This window comes from Streptomyces sp. LS-MS-L19, assembly GCF_058382285.1.
In genome coordinates, this window is record NZ_JBYCLL010000001.1 from 4,154,532 (window position 1) to 4,176,690 (window position 22,159).

Sequence of the window (22,159 nt, forward strand, 5' to 3'; positions counted from 1 at the left end):
CGACGGTGCACAAGGTCTTGCGGTGATCGATGGTAGGCAGGTGACCGGCTCTGGCCAACCCATTCGACCAACGATTCACCAGGACTTCGGGCACCGCCGCGCCGCCCGCACCGCGCCACGGCCGTCACGCACGCGTGGGCAGCCCTCGGCCAGGCTCGTGTGCGCCCGCCTCATCCGCGCACGCGTGGCCGCCCTCAGCCGGTGATCGCCACCGGCCCGTCCCAGGCGTCCCGGTCCACGGTGATCGTGTAGCCGTTCCGCGTCTCCTTGCTGTTGACCAGGTACTGGTGACCGCGGCTGTGGTCGGTGTACTGGGTCTTGCCGAACGGCCAGTCCGTCGTCGTGGTGTTCTGCTTGTTCCACAGCGCGTACCAGAGGTTGCCCGGCAGGTCGGTCCTGTCGGTGGCGTTGGCGATCGCCTTGGCGCTGGAGCTGGTGAAGCCGTAGAAGCCCGCGCGGTACGTCTTGGCGCGCAGCGTCTTGTCGAACGCGCGCACATAGGTGAGCACCGCGTCGTTGCACGCCTTGTTGGTGATGTCGTAAGCCTCCATGTCCAGGAAGATCGGGCTGCCGACCTTCATGCCGAGTGCGGAGGCCTTGGCGACCGCGTCGGCGCCGTCCTTGGCGCCCAGGGAGGCTGCGGTGGAGGCGGTGAGCTTCTCCGGGCTGGAGCCCGTCTGGCAGGACGGCTGGGCGCCGACATAGAGGGGGATGAGCTTCCAGCCGACCGCGCTGACCGACTTGACCCAGGAGGCGGTGAGGTTGGGCTGGGCGCAGCCGCGGTTCTTGCCGCCGATGTAGACGGCCGCGGCGCCGTACAGGCCACCGTGCCAGGCCTTCATCGCGGAGAGGGAGGGGGCGGCGCAGGTGTCGAAGGCGCGTCCGGTGTACGTCTTCTGGGCGGGCCAGGTGGTGGCGGCCATCGAGGTCTGCGCGGCGAGGCCCGCGCCGGCGAGCACGACCGCCCCGGCGATGCCCCAGCTGACGTATCTGCGCTTCTTCGACTGCCGATGGCCTGACGTGCCGGACCGGCTGGACCTTGACGACCTTGACGACCTGGACGACATGGACGACCCCACCCCTGGTTGTGCTGTGCGTGGCTTGCATGGCTGAAACGACGCGCAAAGCTATCCGGCGTCGGGCATGCCTTTCGGAAACACAAGCCCCTCGAGACCACAAGATTCTCTCAGGGCACGGCAAAGACCGGCGCCCCGGCTAGCCGCGCACCTGGCCCAGCCACTGGAGCGTCCGGCGGACCTCGGCGGCGAGCGGGTGGCCGGGTCCCTGGAGCCGTTCCACGTCGTGCAGCAGCCGCGCGAGGGTGTCGTGGGCGGCCGGCCGGTCGCCGAGGGCGAGCAGGAGGTGGCCGATGCGGCGGCGGACGTCGTGGGCGAGTTCGGGGCCGCCGGCCACGTACTGGTTCTCGTAGTACGGCAGCAAAGCGCGGTATTCGGCCAGTGCGGCCGCCGGTTCGCCGAGTTGTTCCAGGCACTGGGCGGCGTCGTAGCGGAAGCGCAGGGACTGCGGGTCGGCGTGGCCGGCCTCGGCGGCGCGTTCGTCGGCGAGGCGGCGCAGTTCGGGCAGCGCGCGCCGGTACTGGCCGTCGTCCATGAGGGTCGCGGCGTACTGCTTGCGCAGGGTGCGGACGACCGGGGAGTTGGCGCCGTGCTGTTCGGCGGCCGTGGGCAGGATCGCGCCGAGGATGTCGACGGCCTGGGTGATGCGCCCCTCGCCGAGGAGCCGCTTGACCTCGTCGACCGCGCGCGCGACGTCCGGTTTCTCGGCCTTCTCCGGGACGGGCGTGACGGGGGCGGGCTGGGGCGCGGGCGTGCGCGCGCGGTCCGGCCAGGGGGCGTGCGGCCGCAGGAAGGGGCGTGTGGGGTCGAGGGGCGCTCCGGTGGGCATCCCGCGCGCGGGCAGCAACAACGCCAGGTCCTCGTACACGTCCTGCGCGGAGGCCGGGCGGTGCTGCGGGTCCTTGGCGAGCAGCCGCAGGACCAGCGCCTCCAGTGCCTCGGGGACTTCGGGGCGGGTGCGGCGCACGGGCAGCGGCGGCTCGTACAGGTGCCGGTGCAGCACGCCGAGGGCCGTGGAACCCGCGAACGGGACGTCTCCGCTGAGGAGTTCGTGCAGCAGCACACCGAGCGCGTACAGGTCGGTGTACGGGCCGACCGAGCCGCCCATGGCCTGCTCGGGGGCCATGTAGGCGGGCGAGCCGATCGGCGAACCGGTGTGCGTGAGGCGGGTGGTGTCGGTGTCCATGACCGAGGCCACGCCCAGGTCGAGGACGGTGACCGTGCCGTCCTGCTTCACCATCACATTGCGTGGCTTGAGGTCGCGGTGGACGATCGGCACGGCGTGCACGGCACTCAGTACGGCGCACAGTTGCGCGGCGACCGCGACCGCCCACTGCCAGGGGTACGGGTCGTGCTCGGCCAGATGGTCGGAGAGGTCCGCGCCGTCGACGTACTGCATGACGAGGAACAGCTCCTCGCCCTCGCTGCCCGCGTCGTGCACGGTGACGAGCCCGGGGTGGTCGACCTGCGCGGTCACCCGGCACTCCCGCACGAACCGGCGGCGCAGCTCGTCCGCCTCCTGCCCGGCCACCTTGTCGGGGCGCAGCAGCTTCACCGCCACGCGCCGGTCGAGCCGCTGGTCGTAGGCCGTCCAGACCTGGCCCATGCCGCCCTGTCCGATGAGCGTGGACAGTTCATAGCGGCCTGCGACGACACGCCCTGTCGCCACGGTCACCTGCCGCCGTCGTGGTTGCCGCTTCCGGTACCGCCGTCGCCGTGGCCGCCGTCGTGCTTGCGCAGGTAGTCGCTGAGCTCGTCGAGTTCGGCGCGCACCTGGTCGATGCGGGCGGGCGCGGGGCGCTGCGGCGGGGGCGGCACGACACCGGAACCCGGGCCCGGGCCGGGGCCGGAGACCGGAGGCACGGGCGGCTGGGGGCGGGGCTGCGGCGGGGGCAGGACGGTCGAGGTGTACGGCGGTGTCGGCGCCGGCGTCGGGTGCGGCTGCGGGTGCGGGTAGCCGTAGCCGGTGTGGACGGTGGGGCCCTGGGGCGGCAGGTAGCCGGTGAACCGCCTCTGCTGGTGCACCCGGATGTCCATGACCAGGAAGTACACGCTGCTGAAGAGGCCGAGCAGCAGGACCAGGGACATCGCGACGTCGGTCCTGCGGTCGCTCTCCGGGAGCGAGCCGACCACCGCGAAGCACGCGATGGACAGCGGCAGGCTCGCCCAGGCCAGCACCCAGTCGACCACCCGGCCGCGCAGGAACGCGATCCGGAACAGGGGTGCGCAGGCGAGCAGGCCGCACGAGAGGAAACCGACGGCGGCGAGCACCACGCGCAGGGTGATGACCGTGCCCGAGTCGCGAGCGGGCGGCGCCGCGCCGTGGCCGTACATGAACGCTCCTGAACCGGGATTCGATGTGGGGTTCGAGCGTATAGGCCGATACCGACAACAGGTCACGGGTTGTACCGAACCGTTGTCGTCCTGATCAGTCGGGCGGTGAGTCCGGGGCGGTCAGTCGGGTCGCTCAGCCGGGGCGCTCAGCCGGCCGGATCGACCGGTCGGGTCAACCGGGCGCGACCGTCCCGTCCGTGAGGCCGTCGTACATCCCGCGCACGAGTTGCTCCCCGAGCCGGCCCGCGTGGCGCAGGGCCCGCTCGAACTCGTCGAGCGCGCGGAAGCGTTCGCCGTAACGCCGTTGCTCGTCGAGCGGCAGCCTGGGCAGTTGGAGCCGGCGCACGTCCAGGCGGGTCGCGGTGGAGGCGTAGCTGCTGGCCTGGCGGTTGTTGGCGGTGCCGCGCAGGAAGCCGGCGAGGAACCAGGGGTCGAGCGCGGCGGGATCGGGGCGCAGGAGCACGAGGTTGCGCCCCAGCGCGGCGCCCCCGGTCGCCTCGTCGATCACCCGCGCCACCGAGCCCCCGCCGAGCACCGGTACGACGACATCGCCGGGTTCGGTCAGCACGGCCTCCTCGTCGCTCTCTGGCAGCGTCCCCGAGGGGGCCGCCCCGGAGAGGACGTCATGGTCGGTGAGGACGGGCACACGCGCGTGGCCGCCGCTTCCGCCCGTGTGCAGCAGCAGGGCGCCCCCGCGCGCGAGTTCGCCGATGGTGGTGAGCGGCCACCGCGCGGGGCGCGCGCTGTCGGCGGGCGGCGGGGTGAGGTCGGCGGTCAGGCGCAAAGTCTCGCCCAGGCGCTCGCGAACGGCCGTGAGCTGTTCGGCTCCGTCGGCCGCGGTGGGCGGCGGCAAGTGCCGGGCGGGGGCGAGGTCCACGTCGTCGTCGAGGAGGTCGATGACGGGCAGCGCGCGGGCCAGACCGGGCCGTTCGGCGAACTTGCCGGCCCGGCCGAAGGCCTGCCAGGCGTCGAGCACGGCCTCGCGCACGGCCCGCCAGTCCGGCCCGCCGCGTCCCTCGCCCGCGTACCGCCCGACGTCGACGAGCAGCACCTCCGGCTGCGCGGGCGCCTTCTCCGGGCGGCGCAGCACCCACAGGTGCAGCGGGATGTTGTACGGCGGCGCCGCCCCGACCGGCAGGGCGATCACGGCGCGCAGGGCACCGCGGCGCAGCAGGTCGGCGCGGATCCGGCGGCCCGAGCGGCGGGAGGCGGCGGCGGGAGGCATGAGCAGGACGCCGGCGCCGCCGTCCTTGAGGCGGGCGAGCGCGTGCTGGACCCAGGCGAGCTCGGACTCGTTGCGGGCCGGGAAGCCGTACTCCCAGCGGGGGTCGTAGGCGAGTTCGTCGTGGCCCCAGTTGCGCTCGTTGAACGGCGGGTGGCACAGCACGGCGTCGGCGTGCAGCTGGGGATAGGCGTCGGCGCGCAGGGTGTCACCGGTGGCGCCGCGCACGGTGGACCAGGTGTGCAGCGCGAGCCGGAGCGTGGTGAGCGCGGCGAGTTCGGGGGCGCTGTCCTGGGCGTAGAGCCGCTGTTCGGGACGGGTGGCGGCGGCCTTCAGGAGGGCGCCGGTGCCGCAGGCCGGGTCGAGGACGGTGCGGACGGGACCCACCAGGTCGGCCATGAGACCGGCCAGGTCGGCCGGGGTGAGCGTGTACTGGCGCGGGTTGGCGTCCAGGTGCCGTCCCAGCAGGAACTCGAAGGTCTGACGGGCGCCCAGCTCGGCGGCGAGCTCGGCGACCCCGCGCAGGAGGGGGACGGAGGGGAGGAGTTCGGCGGCGGTGGGGGCGTGCAGTACCGCTCCGGTGTGCACGGGGGGTGGGGTGTTCACGGCAGGTCGGGTGTTCACAGCGGAGGGGCTGGCGGCGCCCGGTGATCTGTGATCGGTGCCGGATGTGTTCACAGCGGTCGAGGTGTTCACGGTCCCCCAGGCGCCCACGGGCCCCGAGGTGTCCGCGGCCCCCGAGACGTCTGCGGCCCCCGACACGTCCACGGCCGCCGGTTCCCTCCCGAAGCGCGGTGTCAGTACGTCCCGCAGCGCTCCCGGGAGCATCGACGCGAGGCGTTCGTCGGAACCGGCGCTCACGTCCAGCCAGACCGGCGGCCGGTCGTGGATCAGCAGCAGGACGCAGCCCGCGTGGGTGAGGGCGGTGACCGGCCCCTCGGGGTGCCCGGAGAGCTGCTGCCAGACGCGCTCCCGCAGCGGCACCTCGGCGAGTTTCCCCTGCTTGCGCAACCAGGACTCGACCTCGGCGAGGGCGAAGGAGGGGCTGGTCTCGGTGCCGCCGACGGGTCTCGGGAAGTCGGCGTGGCGGCGCCGCCAGTTGCTGACGGCCGCACGGCCCACCCCGGCCAGCCGTGCGATGCCGGCGGCGGTCACCTCAGTCGCGTTGTCCTGCACCCGCCCGCTCCCCTCGTCGGCCGCGCCACCCCTGCGGCCCGCCTGTGACGCCGAGCATACCGACGTGCGCAAGATCTACCGCTTCACGGCCGTGTACGTCACCACTTTCGTGAACCGTGTTGACTCGGTTCACAGGCTCTGGTCTTATTGACCCAGCGAACGAGCGGCCGCCGGATGGGCGGCGGTCGCCGCGTCGGAGGGGGACACAGTCATGGGCATGAAGGGCAAGGTCGCGCTGAGCGCCGTCGTGGGGATCGTCGTCATCGGGGGCGTCTCCGCATGCGCCGGGGTCGACGAAGACGGCTCCTCCGGCGGCAGCGGCAAGCGATCTTCGGCGTTGTCGGGGCGCGAGACCGGGACCAAGAAGAGCGACAAGGGCAGCGACAAGGCCGAGGCCGAGAAGAAGGCCGCGTTCTCGGGGGACGGCGACTTCCAGGTCGGTTCGGACGTCAAGCCCGGCACCTATCGCACCACCGGCAACGACGACGGCATGTGCTACTGGGAGCGGGCCAAGGACGCCTCGGGCGAGATGGACTCGCTGCTGGCCAACGACAATGTCACCGGCACGAGTTACGTCACCGTCAAGGCCGGCGACAAGCTCTTCAAGTCGAGTGACTGCAACGACTGGGAAGCCGTCGACGCGAAGGCCAAGGGGTCCCCCGCCACCGAGATGTCCGGCGACGGCGGCATGTTCAGAGTCGGCGCCGACATCGCCCCCGGCACCTACAAGTCCACCGGCAACACCGACGACTCCTGCTACTGGGAGCGCACCAAGGACGCCGAGCACGGCATCGACTCGATCCTCGCGAACGACAACGCCAACGGCACGGCCGTGGTGAGGATCAGCGCCTCGGACGGCTACTTCAAGACGGCGGGCTGCAAGGACTGGAAGAAGACCGGCTGAAGCGCCCGGCCCTCTTCGGTCGGGCCCGGCCCGCACCCACCGCCGGGGCGTGCCACCCGCACAGCGCGCGCCCCGCACCTCGTCACCGCACGTCACCTCACTGCATTTCACCGCATCACCACCAAGGAATCGCCATGCGCCGTACCGCACTTGCCGCTCTCTGCATCGCCGCCGCGGCCACCGCAGGACTCACCGGATGCCAGCCCGGCCAGGACACGTCGGACAGCGGCACGGGCGTCTCCAGCACGTCCGCCGCACCCGCCAAGTCGGCCGCGAAGAAGGAGCCGTTCGCCGGGCTGACCGGCGGCGAGATAGCCGAGCAGGCCACGAAGGCCACGACCGGCGCCTCCTCGCTGCGGATGAAGGGCGACATCCCCGACGACGAGAGCGGCGGCACCATCAGCCTCGACGTGGCCCTGAACAAGAAGGGCGAGTGCGCCGGCACCATCGGCATGGGCGGCAAGGGCCGGACCGAGCTGATCAAGACCGGCGACCTCGTGTACATGAAGTTCGACGAGGCGTTCCTGCGCGAGCAGAGCGACGGCGAGTCGAAGTCGGACACCGACGCGGCCGTGGCCATGCTGGCCGGCAAGTGGACCAAGACGAAGGCGACGGGCGCGGACGCCAAGGAGTTCGGGGACTTCTGCGACCTGACCAAGGTGCTCGAGGGCGCCGAGGACACCGGCTCCGACGCCACCCGCGGAAAGACGACCACCGTCGACGGGACGCCGGCGATCGTCCTGCACGAGAAGGACGGCAAGGACCGCTACACCCTGTACGTCGCCACCGAGGGCAAGCCGTATCTGCTGCGCGTCGACAGCACGGCCGGGGCGGACCAGGGGTCGGTCACCTTCAGCGACTTCGACGAGCCGGTCCCGGCGCAGAAGCCCGCCGGCGAGATCCTGGACCTCGACGCCCTGGGCGGCTGAGCCGAGGAACCCGACACATCACGCGGGGACGCACGGGTCCGGCAACTCCCCACCAGGATGCGGCACGCTCACAGGGCGTGCCGCATCCACACGTTGGGCTCCACATACACCGCGTACCCGCGCTCCGGCTCACACCGCACCGGCACCAGTGCCCCCGGCACCTCGATATCGCCCTGGGTGTCGAAAGGCAGGCCGGTCCAGCCACGCCACTGCTCCAGCGAGCCGGCCACCGTCATGGAGGCGGGCGCCACCGCGTGGACGGCGGCACCGGCCCGGGCGTGGACGCGGAGCCAGGGGTCGTACGGCAGCCCGTCGGGCCGGACGCGATAGGCGTACTCCTCGATGGGCGTGTGCGGTTCCAGGTGCTTGGCGCTGGGCCGGACCGGGGCGACGACCTCGCTGAAGCCGTGCGCGCGGGCGTTGTCACGCATCGCCGAGAGCATCCGGGCGGACAGGCCCCGGCCCTGGGCACGCGGATCGACGACGACCGAGATGGCGCTGACCGTGTCGGGCCGCACGCCCCGGCGCAGGTCTCCGAACGCCCACACCAGCGTCTCGTCCCAGCCCCGGGCGGGCAGTTCGCCGCGTTCCGCGGTGTGCAGGGCGAAGGGCACGCTGTGGGCGTGCGCCACGACCTCACCCCGCTCGTCCTCGGCGAACAGCACGTACTCGGGGAGTTCGGCGGAGATCCGCCCGTAGTGGGCGTTGCCCACGGGATCCTGCGTCACGAACTCCGGCCAGCTGTTGGCCATGCCGAGGACGCGCTCCCGCATCTCGGGACGCTCGGCAAGACTCGACACCTTCAGCTCCATGCGATCACCGTAGGCCGCGGCCCCTCGCACCGGAAAGCGTGTTTTCCCGACCGCGACGGCCCGTCAGTCCGCGTGGAACCTCGGCGGTGCCTCGGTCGGGTTGCCGCCGGTCGGCAGCTTCTGGCCGGGGCAGCCCGAGAGGACCTTCTCCATCGCGGACTTCTCGGCGGCCGTGACCCATAGCTGGTACTTCTTCTTCACCGCGACCTGGGCGGCCACATAAGTGCACCGGTACCCCTTGTTGGGCGGCAACCACGTCGCCGTGTCGCCGTCCCCCTTGGAACGGTTGGTGCTCGCGTCGACGGCGAGGAGGTTGAGCGGGTCGTTGGCCAGAGCTATGCGCTTGCCGGCGTCCCAGTACTTGGCGCCCTTCTGCCAGGCGTCGGAGAGCGCGACCACATGATCGATGTCGACCTGGCTGCGGCCCCGCCGGTAGGTCACCTCCTTGCCGGAGTACGGGTCCGACTCCAGCACGCCGTAGGAGACCTTGCAGTCCCCGCCGGTGAACTTCACGTCCTCCAGGTCGCGCTTGAGTATGTCGTCGCGGGTGTCGCAGTCGTTCGAGTCCGTGTCGGCCCACGCGGTGCCGAACCTGTCGCGGTCGTAACCCGTCTTGGGCGCACGGCCCTTGACGGTGAGCGACTCGGCGGCGGTGAGGGCCGCGCCCGAGCCCCCGGTCTCCTCCGGTCCTCCGGACCCCGTGGTCGTCTCCGCCTTGCACCCGGCCACGGCGAACACCAGCACGACGGCGGCCGCGGCCCCGCCCCTCAGACGCATCACGTGCGCCCCTCCCCTTGCAAACCCGGTCCGCCCCCGCAGGGTGCGCTTTCCCTGGTACGTCGTCGCGCACACCGTAGCGAGCGGGCGCACCGCGGCATTCAGGAGGTCCGGACCGTACGCCCTTCGAGTGGGCATCACGGATATAACGGCCGTATCGTCATGTCTGAGTCACCTCCGGAAGGAGCTCTGGATGGGCATCTTCGACAGGTTCAAGAGCAACCGCCAGGCGCAGGACAAGGCCAAGGGCATGTCCGACATGGCGGAACGGAAGGTCAACGACCGGACCGGCAACAAGTACGAGAGCCAGGTCGACGACGCACAGCAGAAGATCGAGGGGTCGCTCGGCATGGACCGCGACAGGCCGGACCAGCCGTAGGCCGGAACTGCCGTAGGCCGGAACAGCCGTAGGCCGGACCAGCCGTAAGCCTGGAGGCCGTCCGCGGAGCCTGTCTGCCGCGGGCGGCTTCGGCGCACCCGACGGATCAAGCCGGGGCAGGCCGACCGGTCAGCTCGGCCGGTCAGCTCGGCCAATCAGCTCGGCCACGGCAGCACCCTCAGCTGCGGCCACTCCTCCTTCCAGCGGGCGGCCTTGGCCTCGTAGACCTCTCTCGGCGCGAGGACCGGGTTGGGCCGGAGCACGAGGTTGAACACGTCCGACAGCCCGTGCGGGGCGTAGACGCGCCACTGACCGCCGGGCTCCAGTCGCACGCCCAGACAGCAGGTCGTCGCGGCGAAGCGGTCGATGGCGGACTCGGTGGAGTCGTAGGGCGGGCAGGGCACCCCGAACTTCTGCTCGTACCAGAGGTGCACCCGGGCCTCGTTGCGGATCTCGACCTCGGCCGGCAGGCCCTCGAACACCTCCCGCCCTGCCTTGATCACGGCGTCCTCGGCCTCCCAGGAGAGATCGGTGTCGTCGAAGTAGAAGACGTCGTAGTCCTTGATGCCCTGGGTCGGGGGCCTGTCGGTGACCACGTTCCACACGGTCTGGAAGAGGCAGCCCGCCGTCACGTACCAGCCCGGCAGGTCAAGCTCCGCCGTCCTCGCCATCACCTCGGTCAGGATCTCGTTGCGCCCGAGGGCGGCGCGGAAGCCGTCCAGTTGTTCCTCAAGAGGAAGTCGTCCGAACATCCGCCCTGCCTATCACGGTCAGACCCTGCCTATGCCCAGCGTCGTCTCCGACGGGAGCAGCCCGGACGACAGCACCGCGACCCAGAAGTCACCGAGCAGGTCCGCGAGCCGTTCGGTGTCGGCCGCGCCCAGCAACTGCCAGGGTTTGGCCGCCAGTTGGTCGGTCAGGTGTTCCACGTGGTGCCGGAGGTCGCGGCCGGCGTCCGTGGCCTCGCCGTGCTCGTCGACCAGACCACGGGCCGTCAGACGCTCCCGGGCGGACCGCCATTCCCCGGCACTCCAGCCCCGGCTCTCGAAGCGCTCGACGGACGCGGCGCCGATCGCGGCGAAGGAGACGAGCGACTCGACGGGGTCGAGGCCCGCCACGAGCAGGGCCGCTATGTGGCCGTCACCGCGGTGCTCGCGCAGGATCGTGGCCGCCTGCCACAGCTGGAGGTGAGGGGCCTCGGGCCACTCCAGCCCGGCGTTGGCCGCGGCGAGCGGGCGGCCCGCGGTGTCCACCGACTCGGCGGCGCGCCGGGCGAGTTCGGCGGCCGCCGCCAGCTCTGGGCCGCCGACGCGGTCACCGAACAGGGCACGATAGGCCCGGTCGATCCCCCGCATCCTCGCCGCCGACACCGCGGCGGGGTCGGCGACCGCCCAGGCGGAGTCCATGTGCTCGGCAACCATGCGCGGGCTGAAGCTGTAGAAGGCGGAGGCCACCTGCCCGGCGCCCACCGGCCCCAACGGCGCGGCACGCAGGGGGAAGTAGCTCGGCCAGCGCTCCTTCGTGTCGTAACCGAGCGCCGCGACCTCCTCGAAGACCTCGGGCGCGTAGTAGACCACCGCGTGCAGGGGCTCCAGCAGGTGCCAGAGCCGGCGCACCTGACCTGGCTCCACCGCCCCGCCGGCTGCCTGAGCCGCTCCAGCGGAGCCCTCCACCTCGGTCCTGCCGTCACTCTTCGACATGACAAACCTCCCCGTCGCCACCGGAGCCCTCGAACCGAGCCCACAACTTGACACTGACTAGATTGACCCATCCACCCCGAACTTGTCAATGCCAAGATTGGGCGTAGGGTACTGACCATGGCACCAGCGGAATCCAAGAAGCCGAATCGCCCCTACCACCACGGCGACCTCCGGCACGCGATCCTCACCGCGGCGCTCGACGTCCTCGCCGCCGACGGACCCGCCGGGCTGAGCCTGCGCGACCTCGCCCGCCGCGCCGGCGTCTCGCACGCGGCCCCGGCCCACCACTTCAAGGACCGCACCGGGCTCCTGACCGCGATCGCCGCCGAGGGCTTCGCGCTGCTGGCGGCAGGCCTCAAGGAAGCCGCGGACCTCAAGGACGCGGGCGTCCGCTACGTCCGCTTCGCCCGCGAACACCCGGCCCACTTCCAGGTGATGTTCGCGCCCGAACTCCTGCGCGCCGACGACCTCGAACTCACCACGGCCCGTGCCCTGGCCACCGACGCCCTGCGCACCTCGGTCTCCGGCGTCCGCGCCGAGGACTTCGGCATCGACAGCCGGCTCGCGGGAGTCGCCGCCTGGTCCCTCGCCCACGGTTTCGCGACGCTGCTGCTCAGCCACAACCTGGACGGGCCGGTCGGCGACAGGGACCCGGAGGAGGTGTTCCGCACCCTGGCGACCACACTCTTCCGCACGCCCTGACCCCACGGCCGGCCCGAGCGGCAGGTCCCAGGCCCCGCCGGCAACAGCACCCGCGCATACCGGCAGATCCCAGGCCGGCCGGCAACAGCACCCGCGCCCACCGGCAGGCCCCAGGCCCCACCGGCGACAGCACCCGCGCTTACGACCCCAGGATCGACGTCAGGAACTCCCCCACCCAGCCCAGCAGTTCCCGTCCGACCAGCGGCTTGCCGCCCACCTTCGCCGTCTTCGGGCGCGGCACCAGCACCTGGTGCACGGCCGGCTTGATGACGGTGCCCGGGTACAGCCGCTTGAGGCGCAGTTCCTGCGACTCGCGCAACTCGACCGGCGCGAAGCGGATGTTGGTGCCCTGGAGGACGATCTCACCGACGCCACACGCGCGTGCCAGCATCCGCAGCCCCGCCACCAGCAGCAGGTTCTCCACCGGCTCGGGCAACTTGCCGTAGCGGTCGACGAGTTCCTCGCGTACGGCCCTGATGTCCTCCTCGGTGTTGACCGAGGCGATCGCGCGGTAGGCCTGGAGACGCAGTCGCTCGCCCGGCGCGTAGTCGTGCGGGACGTGCGCGTCGACCGGGAGCTCGATCTTGACCTCCAGCGGCGGCTCCTCCTCGACCCCGCCCTCCAGGGAGGCCCGGTAGTCCGCGACGGCCTCGCCGACCATGCGGACGTACAGGTCGAAGCCGACGCCCGCGATGTGCCCGGACTGCTCGCCGCCGAGGAGGTTTCCGGCGCCGCGGATCTCCAGGTCCTTCATGGCCACGTACATGCCCGCGCCCATCTCGGTGTGCTGGGCGATGGTCGCGAGCCGCTCGTGCGCGGTCTCGGTCAGCGGCTTCTCCGGCGGGTACAGGAAGTAGGCGTAGCCGCGCTCGCGGCCACGGCCCACCCGGCCGCGCAGCTGGTGCAGTTGGGAGAGGCCGAAGTTGTCGCCGCGCTCGACGATGAGCGTGTTCGCGTTGGAGATGTCGATGCCGGACTCGACGATCGTGGTCGACACCAGCACGTCGAACTTCTTCTCCCAGAAGTCGACGACGACCTGCTCCAGGGCCTGCTCCGACATCTGGCCGTGCGCGGTCGCGATCCGCGCCTCGGGGACGATCTCGCGCAGGCGCGCGGCCGCCCGGTCGATGGACTCGACCCGGTTGTGGATGTAGAAGACCTGGCCCTCGCGCAGCAGTTCACGGCGGATGGCCGCCCCGATCTGCCGCTCCTCGTACGGCCCGACGAAGGTGAGCACCGGGTGGCGCTCCTCCGGGGGCGTGGTGATCGTCGACATCTCGCGGATGCCCGTGACCGCCATCTCCAGGGTTCTCGGGATCGGTGTCGCCGACATGGTCAGCACGTCGACGTTGGCGCGGAGCTTCTTCAGCTGCTCCTTGTGCTCGACGCCGAAGCGCTGCTCCTCGTCGACGATGACCAGGCCGAGGTCCTTGAACTTGGTCTCGGAGGAGAACAGCCGGTGGGTGCCGATGACGACGTCCACCGAGCCCTCGCGCAGCCCCTCCAGGACGGCCTTCGCCTCGGTGTCGGTCTGGAAGCGGCTGAGCGCCTTCACGACGACCGGGAACTGGGAGTAGCGCTCGCTGAACGTCCCGAAGTGCTGCTGCACCAGCAGGGTCGTCGGGACGAGGACGGCCACCTGCTTGCCGTCCTGTACGGCCTTGAAGGCGGCCCGCACCGCGATCTCCGTCTTGCCGTAGCCGACGTCGCCGCAGATCAGGCGGTCCATGGGGACCGACTTCTCCATGTCCTCCTTGACCTCGGCGATGGTCGTGAGCTGGTCGGGCGTCTCCGCGTACGGGAAGGCGTCCTCCAGCTCGCGCTGCCACGGGGTGTCCGGGCCGAAGGTGTGCCCCGGGGCGGCCATCCGCGCGCTGTACAGCTTGATCAGGTCGGCGGCGATCTCCTTGACGGCCTTCTTCGCGCGCGCCTTGGTCTTCGTCCAGTCGGCGCCGCCGAGCCGGTGCAGGGTGGGCGCCTCGCCGCCGACGTACTTGGTGATCTGCTCCAGCTGGTCGGTGGGGATGTAGAGCCGGTCGCCGGGCTGGCCGCGCTTGGCGGGGGCGTACTCGACGACGAGGTACTCGCGCGTGGCGCCCTGCACGGTCCGCTGGACCATCTCGATGTAGCGGCCGACGCCGTGCTGCTCGTGGACGATGTAGTCGCCCGCCTCCAGGGTGAGCGGGTCGATCGTCTTGCGGCGCCGCGCGGGCATCCGGGCGCCGTCCTTGCCGGCCGCCTTCTGGCCGGTCAGGTCGGTCTCGGTGAGCACGGCGAGCTTCAGGGCAGGGTCCACGAAGCCGTACTCGATCGAGCCGCACGCCACGTGCACGACGGACGGGCTCAGGGACGCGAGCTCCGCGTCGAGACGGGCCGCGATGCCCTCGCCGCCCAGCACCTCGACGGTACGGGCCGCGGGGCCGTGGGCCTCGGTCACGAAGACCGCGCGCCAGCCGTCGGCGAGCCAGCCCTTGGTGTCGGCGAGCGCCTTGGCGGTGTCGCCGCGGTAGGTCTCGGGGGCGTGCATGCCCAGCTTGAGGGTGTCCGCCTCCAGCTCCAGGTCCGCCGCGAACGGCGACACCGACCACCACATCATGTCCAGCTCGCGCGCGCGGTCCCGGACGTCGGCGATGGACCACAGGGAGGCCGCGCCGACGTCGATGGGCGCCTCGCCGCCGCCCGCGGTGGCCGCCCAGGACGCCTGGAGGAACTCCTGCGAGGTCGCCACGAGATCGGACGCACGCGTGCGCACCCGCTCCGGATCGCATACGACGGCCATGGCGCCCTTGGGCAGGACGTCGATCAGGAGCTCCATGTCGTCGACGAGGACCGGAGCCAGGGACTCCATGCCCTCGACCGCGATCCCCTCGGCGATCCTGCCCAGCAGCTCGCCCAGCTCGGGGTGCTGCTCGGCGAGGGCACGCGCGCGTGCCCGTACGTCGTCGGTGAGCAGGAGTTCGCGGCAGGGCGGGGCCCACAGGCCGTGCTCGGCGACTTCCAGGGAGCGCTGGTCGGCGACCTTGAAGTAGCGGATCTCCTCGACGTCGTCGCCCCAGAACTCGACGCGCAGGGGGTGTTCCTCGGTGGGCGGGAAGACATCGAGGATGCCACCGCGGACGGCGAACTCGCCGCGCTTCTCGACGAGCTCCACGCGCGCGTAGGCGGCCGCGGCGAGGGACTCCACGACGGTGTTCAGGTCAGCGGTCTGGCCGGTGCGCAGCGCGACCGGCTCCAGGTCGCCGAGGCCCTTGACCTGCGGCTGGAGCACGGAACGTACGGGCGCGACGACGACGGAGACCGGGCCGGTCTCGGGGTCGTCGGGGCGGGGGTGGGCCAGGCGCCGCAGGACGGCCAGGCGGCGGCCGACGGTGTCGCTGCGGGGGCTGAGGCGCTCGTGGGGCAGGGTCTCCCAGGACGGGTACTCCACGATCCCCTCGGGCGGGAGCAGGGAGCGCAGTGCCGCGGCCAGGTCCTCCGCCTCGCGGCCCGTCGCCGTCACCGCGAGCACCGGGCGGCCCGCCTCGCGGGCGAGGGCCGCCACCGCGAAGGGGCGGGCCGCCGGGGGGCCGACCAGGTCGACGTGCATCCGGTTGCTGTCCTGGGCGGCGGCGATCGCTTCCGCGAGGGCGGGGTCCTTGACGACGGCGTCGAGCAGACCGTGCAGGCTCATTCGGGGCGGCTTTCGTCCGAGGGGGGCTGGGGGGCTTGGCTGGTGGTGGGCAACGCGAAGGGCCCGACGCGGTGACCGGCCGGGGGTCTCCAGCGTACGACGCGGGGCCGACAGGCGCGGGGGCTGTGGATAACGCCGGGTTTCCGCACGGGCGGTTGTCCACAGGGCCGGTGTGGGGGCGGGCCTAGCAGTGTTTCGCCCCCGCCACCCCTGCCCGTCCCGTCCTCCAGGGGCGCTGCCCCTTCGACCCCGCCCCCTTCGACCCCGCCCCCTGGGGGCTGCGCCCCCAGACCCCCATCGACCCCGAAAGGGCGTCCTCAAACGCCGGACGGGCTGAAAAGAGAAAGCACGAACCCGGCGCCGAGAAGTCCCCCGTGACTCCTCGGCGCCGGGCCCGCTCCCCCGTCTGAGAGTGGCTACTCCGTCGCGATCGCGTTCAGCACGTTCATCCGGCCCGCCCGGAACGCCGGGATCAGGGCGGCGAACAGGCCCACGAAGGCCGAGCCGACGAAGACCGCGATGATCGTCGGCCAGGGGATCTCCAGGACCTTCAGGCCCTCCAGGGCGAGGAGCTTCTGGGCGGTGGCGCCCCAGCCCATGCCCAGGCCGAGGCCGAGCAGTGCGCCGAAGAGGGCGATGACCACCGACTCCATGCGGATCATCCGCCGCAGCTGGCGCCGCGAGAGGCCGATCGCCCGCATGAGGCCGATCTCCCGGGTCCGCTCGACCACCGAGAGCGCCAGGGTGTTCACGACACCCAGGATCGCGACGATGATCGCGAGGGCCAGCAGGCCGTAGATCATGTTCAGGAGCTGGCCGATCTGGTCCTTCAGCGCCTGCTTGTAGTCGGTCTGGTCGCGCACGGTGTACTGCGGGTAGTCGTGCAGCGCCGACTTCAGGGACTTGTACGCGGCATCCGTCTGCCCCTCCTTCGCCGAGGCGAAGACCAGCTGGTCGAGGGGCATCTTGTCGGCCGGCACGTACTTGGTGAGGGTCGCGATCGACGTGTACTTGGAGCCCGCGTCGATGACGACGTCACTGCTGGTGATCGCCCGGACCGTGAGGTTCGCGGTCGCGCCGTCCTTGAAGGCGACCTTGATCTTCGAGCCCAGGTGGATGCCGTGCGCCTTGGCGAACTTCTCGTGGACGGACATCGAGTCGGGCTTGTAGGCGTCGGCGAGGTTCCCGGCGACCGTCTTGGTGCGCAGGTCGGTCGCGTACGTCGGGTCGGCCGCCGTGATGTCGGTGTCCTTGAGCGTCTTGCCGTCGGGGGTCGTGTAGTCCGCCTCCGTGATCTTGTACTCGGTGACCCTGGAGAGGCCGGGCGTGTCCTTGACGGCCTTCACCGCGGCCGGCGTGACCAGCTGCCCGCTGTCGGACTGGATGATGAAGTCCGTGCCGACGGTCTTGTCGAGCTGGTCGGTGGCCGAGGCGACCATGGAGGAGCCGACCACCGAGAGGCAGGCGACCAGCGCGAGGCCGATCATCAGGGCGGCACCGGTGGCTCCGGTACGGCGCGGGTTGCGCAGGGCGTTGCGCTCGGCCATGCGGCCGACCGGACCGAACACCCTGAGCACGATCGCGCCCAGGACGCGCACCACGCCACCGGCCAGCAGCGGGCCGATCACGACGAAGCCGATCAGGGAGAGCACCACGCCGAGGCCGAGCCACAGGGAGCCGTCCTTGGCCTTGTCGGCGGACGCGGCCAGGTAGAGCGCGTAGCCGCCGCCGGCGGTCAGCAGCCCGCCCAGCACACCGCGTACGACGCCGGCCCTGGCGTCCGCCGGGGCGCCCGCGTCCCGCAGGGCGGCCATCGGGGAAACCTTGCCCGCGCGGCGGGCGGGCAGCCAGGCGGCCAGCACGGTGACGACCACGCCGAGCAGCAGGCCCACCACCGGGGTCGTCCAGGCGACCGTCAGGTCACTGGTCGACAGATGCATGCCCATGGAGCCCATGAGCTTCATCAGCCCGACCGCGAGCCCGACGCCCGCGCCGACCCCGAGGACCGAGCCGAACACGCCCAGCAGCAGCGCCTCGGCGAGCACCGACCGGTTGACCTGGCCGCGGGAGGAGCCGACGGCCCGCATGAGGCCGATCTCCCGGGTGCGCTGCGCGACCAGCATCGAGAAGGTGTTGATGATCAGGAAGATGCCGACGAGGAAGGCGATCCCGGCGAAGCCGAGCATCGCGTACTTCATGACGTTCATGAAGCCCTCGACGTCCTTCTGGTTGGCGTCGGCGGTCTCCTTGGCCGTCTGCACCTTGTAGGCACCGCCGAGTTCGGCGGCCACGTTCGTCTTCAGCCGGGCGTCGGTGACCCCGGAGGCGGCCGTGACGTTGACGTTCGTGTACACGCCCGGCTCGCCGACCAGCGTCCGCTGGGCGGTCTTCGTGTCCAGGTAGAAGATCGCGGCACCGGGGTTGGTGACCTGGAAGTCGGCGATGCCGGAGATCCTGGCGTGGTGCGTGCCGACCGCGCTGATCACGCCGATGTCGTCACCGAGCTTGAGGTGGTGCTTGTCGGCGGTGTCGGCGTCGACCATGATCTGGCCGGCGTTCTTCGGCGCCGCACCCGAAGTGATCTTCATGGTGCGGGCGTCGTTGGCGTTCCAGCTGCCGACGATGGTCGGGGCGCCGCTGGAGGGCGACAGGTTGTCCTTGTCGGCGTCCACGACGGTCACCGAGGTCGAGAAGACGGTCCCCTCCGCCGACTTCACGCCCTGGGCCTCGCGCACCTTGGTCAGCACCGAGGCCGGCATGACCGGCGGCTTGCCGTTGTCGGAGGTCGTCTCGCCGCTGTCGGAGGCGCCCTTGGCGCTCACCGTCACGTCCGAGGAGGTGGCCGCGAAGAGCTTGTCGAAGGTGGTGTTCATCGTGTCGGTGAACACCAGCGTGCCGCAGACGAAGGCGACCGACAGCAGGACCGCGACGGCCGACAGGGCCATGCGTCCCTTGTGCGCGAAGAAGTTGCGCATCGAGGTCTTCATGACGGTCATGACGTGCGCCCCCGGGCGTCGAAGTCCTTCATGCGGTCCAGGACGGCCTCGGCGGTCGGCTTGTGCATCTCGTCGACGATCCGGCCGTCGGCGAGGTACAGCACGCGGTCCGCGTACGAGGCGGCGACCGGGTCGTGCGTGACGATCACGATGGTCTGCCCGAGCTCGTCGACGGAACGGCGCAGGAAGCCCAGGACCTCGGCACCCGCGCGCGAGTCGAGGTTTCCGGTCGGCTCGTCACCGAAGATGATCTCGGGGCGGGCGGCCAGGGCGCGGGCCACGGCGACGCGCTGCTGCTGGCCGCCGGAGAGCTGGGTGGGCCGGTGCTTGAGCCGCTGGGCGAGCCCCACGGTGTCGACGACCCGCGCGAGCCACTGCTTGTCGGGCTTGCGGCCCGCGATGTCCATGGGCAGCGTGATGTTCTCGAGCGCGTTGAGCGTCGGCAGCAGGTTGAACGCCTGGAAGATGAACCCGACCCGGTCCCGGCGCAGCTGCGTCAGCTTCTTGTCCTTGAGGCCGGTGATCTCGGTCTCGTCCAGGTAGATCTGACCGCTCGTCACGGTGTCGAGTCCGGCGAGGCAGTGCATGAGGGTGGACTTGCCGGACCCCGAGGGGCCCATGATCGCGGTGAACTGTCCGCGCGCGATGTCCACGTCCACATGGTCAAGGGCGACGACGCGGGTCTCACCGGACCCGTACGCCTTGACGACCTGCCGCGCCCGCGCGGCAACGGCCGTACGCCCTCCAGTGCCCCCGTGCCTGGTGATGGTCACAGCCGATGTCACGGTATGTCTCCTATGTCGGTCAGCAAGAAACAGCGGTGGAACAGCCGATCAGCTGGGCGATCGGTGCGTTTGCTTGATTACGGCGTTCAGTCTGGTCCCGCGGGGCGGTCCGGCGCGCTGGTGCTCAGCACCCTCTTCTACGGGGGAAAACCCCACCCCCGTCGATCCTGCGGCCCCTCCCCCACCGCTCCCCAGCGGCGTAAAGCCAGGTTAAGGACGGAGGGTGGCCCTTCTCCTCCTCCGGGGGTACGAACCCTCCCCGAGCCGTAGGAGGGAGGTACCCCTAGGGGCAGTCCACCGACGGGTGGAGGCGATCTAGGGGTACGGCTCCACCCCCGGCTCCACCCCCTGGTCCACCGAGGCTGCACCCTGCCGCCGCGTGAGGGTCAAGTGGGAGAGTGGTCGCCGCCAGATAGATGCAGGGGGAAGGAATCGCCGTGGACGACGTGGACGACATCAGGCCGGCCGTGGGCGAATCCGCGCGGCCCGTCTCCACGCACCGGCGCGGGCCAGTGGTGGCGGCCCTGATGCTCGCGATGGCCCTCGCCGCCCTCGACTCCACCATCGTCTCCACGGCGGTCCCGCAGATCGTCGGCGACCTGGGCGGCTTCTCGGTCTTCTCGTGGCTGTTCTCCGGCTATCTGCTGGCCGTGACGGTGACGCTGCCGGTGTACGGGAAGCTGTCCGACACCTTCGGCCGCAAGCCGGTGCTGGTGGTGGGCGCGGCGGTGTTCCTGGCCGGCTCGCTGCTGTGCGCGGTGGCCTGGAACATGGGCGCGCTGATCGCTTTCCGGATCCTGCAGGGACTCGGCGGCGGCGCGCTCCAGGGCACGGTCCAGACGCTCGCCGCCGACCTCTACCCGCTCGAGGAACGCCCGAAGATCCAGGCCAAGTTGTCCACCGTGTGGGCGGTGGCCGCGGTCGCGGGCCCGGGTGTCGGCGGTGTGCTCGCGGCGTACGCGGACTGGCGGTGGATCTTCCTGGTCAACCTCCCCATAGGAGCGGTGGCGTTGTGGCTGATCGCCCGTCATCTGCGTGAGCCGGTCCGCGAAAAGCCCGCCACGCGCGCGCGTGTCGACTGGGCGGGCGCGCTCGCGGTGTTCGCGTGCGGGGGCGTACTGCTGACGGCGCTCGTCCAGAGCGGGGTGGCGTGGGCGTGGCTGTCGGGGCCGTCCCTGGGCCTGTTCGGCGCGGGGCTCGCCCTGGTGGCCGTCGTGGTCCTGATCGAGCGCCGCGCGGCCGAGCCGATCATCCCCGGCTGGGTGTGGCGCCGCAGGACCATCGCCGCGGTGAACCTGGCCCTCGGCGCGCTGGGCCTGCTCATGGTGGCCCCGACGGTCTTCCTGCCGACGTACGCCCAGTCGGTGCTCGGCCTCACCCCGGTCGCCGCCGGATTCGTGCTGTCCGTCTGGACGCTCAGCTGGCCGGTGTCGGCGGCGCTGAGCCAGCACGTGTACCGGCGCATCGGCTTCCGCCGTACGGCGATGCTGGGCATCGGTGCGGCGGCCCTGATCCTCTTCGCGTTCCCGCTCCTGCCCTACCCGGGCGCGGCCTGGCAGCCCACCCTGCTGATGCTGCTCCTGGGCGCCGCCCTGGGCCTGTTCCAGCTCCCCCTGCTCGTCGGGGTCCAGTCGACGGTCGGCTGGGCGGAACGCGGCACGACGACCGCGTCCGTCCTGTTCTGCCGCCAGACCGGCCAGACGGTGGGCGCGGCGCTGTTCGGCGCGGTGGCCAACGGCGTCCTTGCGGCCCGCCTCGGCGGCGCGAGCGACCTGGACTCCGTCACGCGCGCGCTGGACGCCGGCCCGGCCCCGGAGGCGACCCGCGCGGCCATCGCGGACGCGGTGCACGCGGTGTACGCGGGCGCGGGGTGCGCGGCGGCCCTGGCGTTCGCGGTACTGCTGTTCCTGGCCCCGCGCCGCTTCCCGGTCCTCAAGGAGCAGTGACCGCCGGAGGGACCGGAGCAGGCCTCCGGAGGGGCCGACGCACGCGGCCACGCGCGCGGGCGGGCGCTCGCGGGTCAGAAGACGGTCTCGCCGAGCACGAACACGACCACGCCGAACAGCAGGACCGCGGAGAGCGCCGTCTTGTAGGGACCGTCACCGCGGAAGCCGCGGACCTCGATCCGTTCGGGCTTGCGGGGGTCGTAGAGCACGTCGATTCTGTCGTCCGGGAAGGATCCTGAACCGGGCGGATACGTCTTGTAGTGGGGGGACTCGGCGACCACCTCGACCCCGCCGGGCGGAGTGAAGGACACGACGGGGTAGAAGCGCGCCCCGCCCTCGCCGTCGTCGTCCTCACGCACCCGCAACAGCCGCGCCTCGATCCACCGTCCCCGGCTCCGAAGCCGGAACTTGCGGCAGGCGTCGGCAGCCTCGCGCATTCCGAACAGCCCCATCAGAAGACTCACGCCCACACCGATCACCGGCTCGGCAATCTGTTCGACCCCCATGCGGCGGAGTGTAGGGCGAGGCGTCCGGAGTGGTCGACGGAGTTGCCGTCCGCGCACGAGAAGTAGGCGCCCGCACACGCTCCGAAGCAGCCAAAAGTCCGAGTTAACGCGGGTAACACCGCAGGTCAGAGAAGTAAGCGCATACCGACCAATCAGTTTGCCGAAAGGGCTGTACAACTTCGAACCGGCCGGTAACGTGCGGGGCTCCGCTCCCCCGTCCACCCCCCAACTCCCTGCGGTCCACC

Annotated in this window: 17 protein-coding genes; 5 read left to right on the forward strand and 12 right to left on the reverse strand. The window is 71.5% G+C overall.

Going from position 1 to position 22,159, the window contains the following annotated elements; all coding sequences use genetic code 11:
* Positions 1-194: 194 nt before the first annotated feature.
* The 4 genes from AC2XR2_RS18485 to AC2XR2_RS18500 form a co-directional block, all read right to left on the reverse strand.
* Complete coding sequence (locus AC2XR2_RS18485) at positions 195-1,067, reverse strand: glycoside hydrolase domain-containing protein (protein ID WP_491515690.1); 873 nt, start codon at positions 1,065-1,067, stop codon at positions 195-197.
* A 148-nt stretch (positions 1,068-1,215) separates the two neighbouring features.
* Positions 1,216-2,709 (reverse strand): serine/threonine-protein kinase, encoded by a 1,494-nt coding sequence (locus tag AC2XR2_RS18490; protein ID WP_391196840.1) that lies wholly within the window; start codon positions 2,707-2,709, stop codon positions 1,216-1,218.
* A gap of 38 nt (positions 2,710-2,747) precedes the next feature.
* Positions 2,748-3,410 carry a hypothetical protein gene (locus AC2XR2_RS18495; protein ID WP_491515691.1) on the reverse strand — a complete coding sequence of 221 codons (663 nt, stop codon included), beginning with the start codon at positions 3,408-3,410 and terminating at the stop codon, positions 2,748-2,750.
* 172 nt (positions 3,411-3,582) lie between these two features.
* A complete protein-coding gene (locus AC2XR2_RS18500; RefSeq protein WP_491515692.1) occupies positions 3,583-5,808 on the reverse strand; it encodes an N-6 DNA methylase in 2,226 nt (741 codons plus the stop codon).
* Between the two features lie 211 nt (positions 5,809-6,019).
* On the opposite strand from AC2XR2_RS18500, the gene AC2XR2_RS18505 reads away from it, so the two are divergent.
* Together AC2XR2_RS18505 and AC2XR2_RS18510 are read left to right on the forward strand one after the other, a co-directional pair.
* Positions 6,020-6,712 carry an Rv1352/Rv1906c domain-containing protein gene (locus tag AC2XR2_RS18505; protein WP_491515693.1) on the forward strand — a complete coding sequence of 231 codons (693 nt, stop codon included), beginning with the start codon at positions 6,020-6,022 and terminating at the stop codon, positions 6,710-6,712.
* Positions 6,713-6,846: 134 nt separating this feature from the next.
* Entirely contained in the window at positions 6,847-7,641 is a 795-nt protein-coding gene (locus AC2XR2_RS18510; protein ID WP_491515694.1) for a hypothetical protein, read from the forward strand.
* Between the two features lie 68 nt (positions 7,642-7,709).
* On the opposite strand, the gene AC2XR2_RS18515 is transcribed toward AC2XR2_RS18510, so the two are convergent.
* Both AC2XR2_RS18515 and AC2XR2_RS18520 read right to left on the reverse strand, forming a co-directional pair.
* Positions 7,710-8,453, reverse strand: coding sequence for a GNAT family N-acetyltransferase (locus tag AC2XR2_RS18515; RefSeq protein WP_491515695.1), 744 nt, complete (start codon positions 8,451-8,453; stop codon positions 7,710-7,712).
* A 63-nt stretch (positions 8,454-8,516) separates the two neighbouring features.
* Positions 8,517-9,230 carry an HNH endonuclease family protein gene (locus AC2XR2_RS18520; RefSeq protein WP_330269705.1) on the reverse strand — a complete coding sequence of 238 codons (714 nt, stop codon included), beginning with the start codon at positions 9,228-9,230 and terminating at the stop codon, positions 8,517-8,519.
* Between the two features lie 193 nt (positions 9,231-9,423).
* Here AC2XR2_RS18520 and AC2XR2_RS18525 point away from each other — a divergent pair, with 193 nt between their 5' ends.
* Positions 9,424-9,609, forward strand: a complete 186-nt coding sequence (locus tag AC2XR2_RS18525; RefSeq protein ID WP_330266434.1) for an antitoxin — start codon at positions 9,424-9,426, stop codon at positions 9,607-9,609.
* Between the two features lie 155 nt (positions 9,610-9,764).
* On the opposite strand, the gene AC2XR2_RS18530 is transcribed toward AC2XR2_RS18525, so the two are convergent.
* Both AC2XR2_RS18530 and AC2XR2_RS18535 read right to left on the reverse strand, forming a co-directional pair.
* The gene (locus AC2XR2_RS18530; RefSeq protein WP_381303865.1) at positions 9,765-10,361 is read right to left on the reverse strand and encodes a nucleotidyltransferase family protein; all 597 of its coding nucleotides are present in this window, start codon (positions 10,359-10,361) and stop codon (positions 9,765-9,767) included.
* Positions 10,362-10,379: 18 nt separating this feature from the next.
* Positions 10,380-11,309 carry an SCO6745 family protein gene (locus AC2XR2_RS18535; protein WP_491515696.1) on the reverse strand — a complete coding sequence of 310 codons (930 nt, stop codon included), beginning with the start codon at positions 11,307-11,309 and terminating at the stop codon, positions 10,380-10,382.
* Between the two features lie 117 nt (positions 11,310-11,426).
* On the opposite strand from AC2XR2_RS18535, the gene AC2XR2_RS18540 reads away from it, so the two are divergent.
* Positions 11,427-12,011, forward strand: coding sequence for a TetR/AcrR family transcriptional regulator (locus AC2XR2_RS18540; RefSeq protein ID WP_491515697.1), 585 nt, complete (start codon positions 11,427-11,429; stop codon positions 12,009-12,011).
* Positions 12,012-12,150: 139 nt separating this feature from the next.
* Here the strand turns inward: AC2XR2_RS18540 and mfd are convergent, their stop codons facing one another.
* The 3 genes from mfd to AC2XR2_RS18555 all read right to left on the reverse strand — a co-directional run bounded on the left by mfd (position 12,151) and on the right by AC2XR2_RS18555 (position 19,462).
* Complete coding sequence (gene mfd / locus AC2XR2_RS18545) at positions 12,151-15,681, reverse strand: transcription-repair coupling factor (protein ID WP_491515698.1); 3,531 nt, start codon at positions 15,679-15,681, stop codon at positions 12,151-12,153.
* 416 nt (positions 15,682-16,097) lie between these two features.
* Positions 16,098-18,677: an ABC transporter permease gene (locus AC2XR2_RS18550; protein WP_491515699.1), complete on the reverse strand. Its 2,580-nt coding sequence runs from the start codon at positions 18,675-18,677 to the stop codon at positions 16,098-16,100.
* Positions 18,674-19,462, reverse strand: coding sequence for an ABC transporter ATP-binding protein (locus AC2XR2_RS18555; protein ID WP_330266428.1), 789 nt, complete (start codon positions 19,460-19,462; stop codon positions 18,674-18,676). Before AC2XR2_RS18555 ends, AC2XR2_RS18550 begins: the two co-directional genes overlap by 4 nt.
* A 416-nt stretch (positions 19,463-19,878) precedes the next feature.
* Here AC2XR2_RS18555 and AC2XR2_RS18560 point away from each other — a divergent pair, with 416 nt between their 5' ends.
* Positions 19,879-21,408: an MFS transporter gene (locus AC2XR2_RS18560; protein ID WP_491515700.1), complete on the forward strand. Its 1,530-nt coding sequence runs from the start codon at positions 19,879-19,881 to the stop codon at positions 21,406-21,408.
* A gap of 74 nt (positions 21,409-21,482) precedes the next feature.
* On the opposite strand, the gene AC2XR2_RS18565 is transcribed toward AC2XR2_RS18560, so the two are convergent.
* Positions 21,483-21,914 carry a DUF3592 domain-containing protein gene (locus AC2XR2_RS18565; protein WP_381303877.1) on the reverse strand — a complete coding sequence of 144 codons (432 nt, stop codon included), beginning with the start codon at positions 21,912-21,914 and terminating at the stop codon, positions 21,483-21,485.
* Between the last annotated feature and the right edge of the window lie 245 nt (positions 21,915-22,159).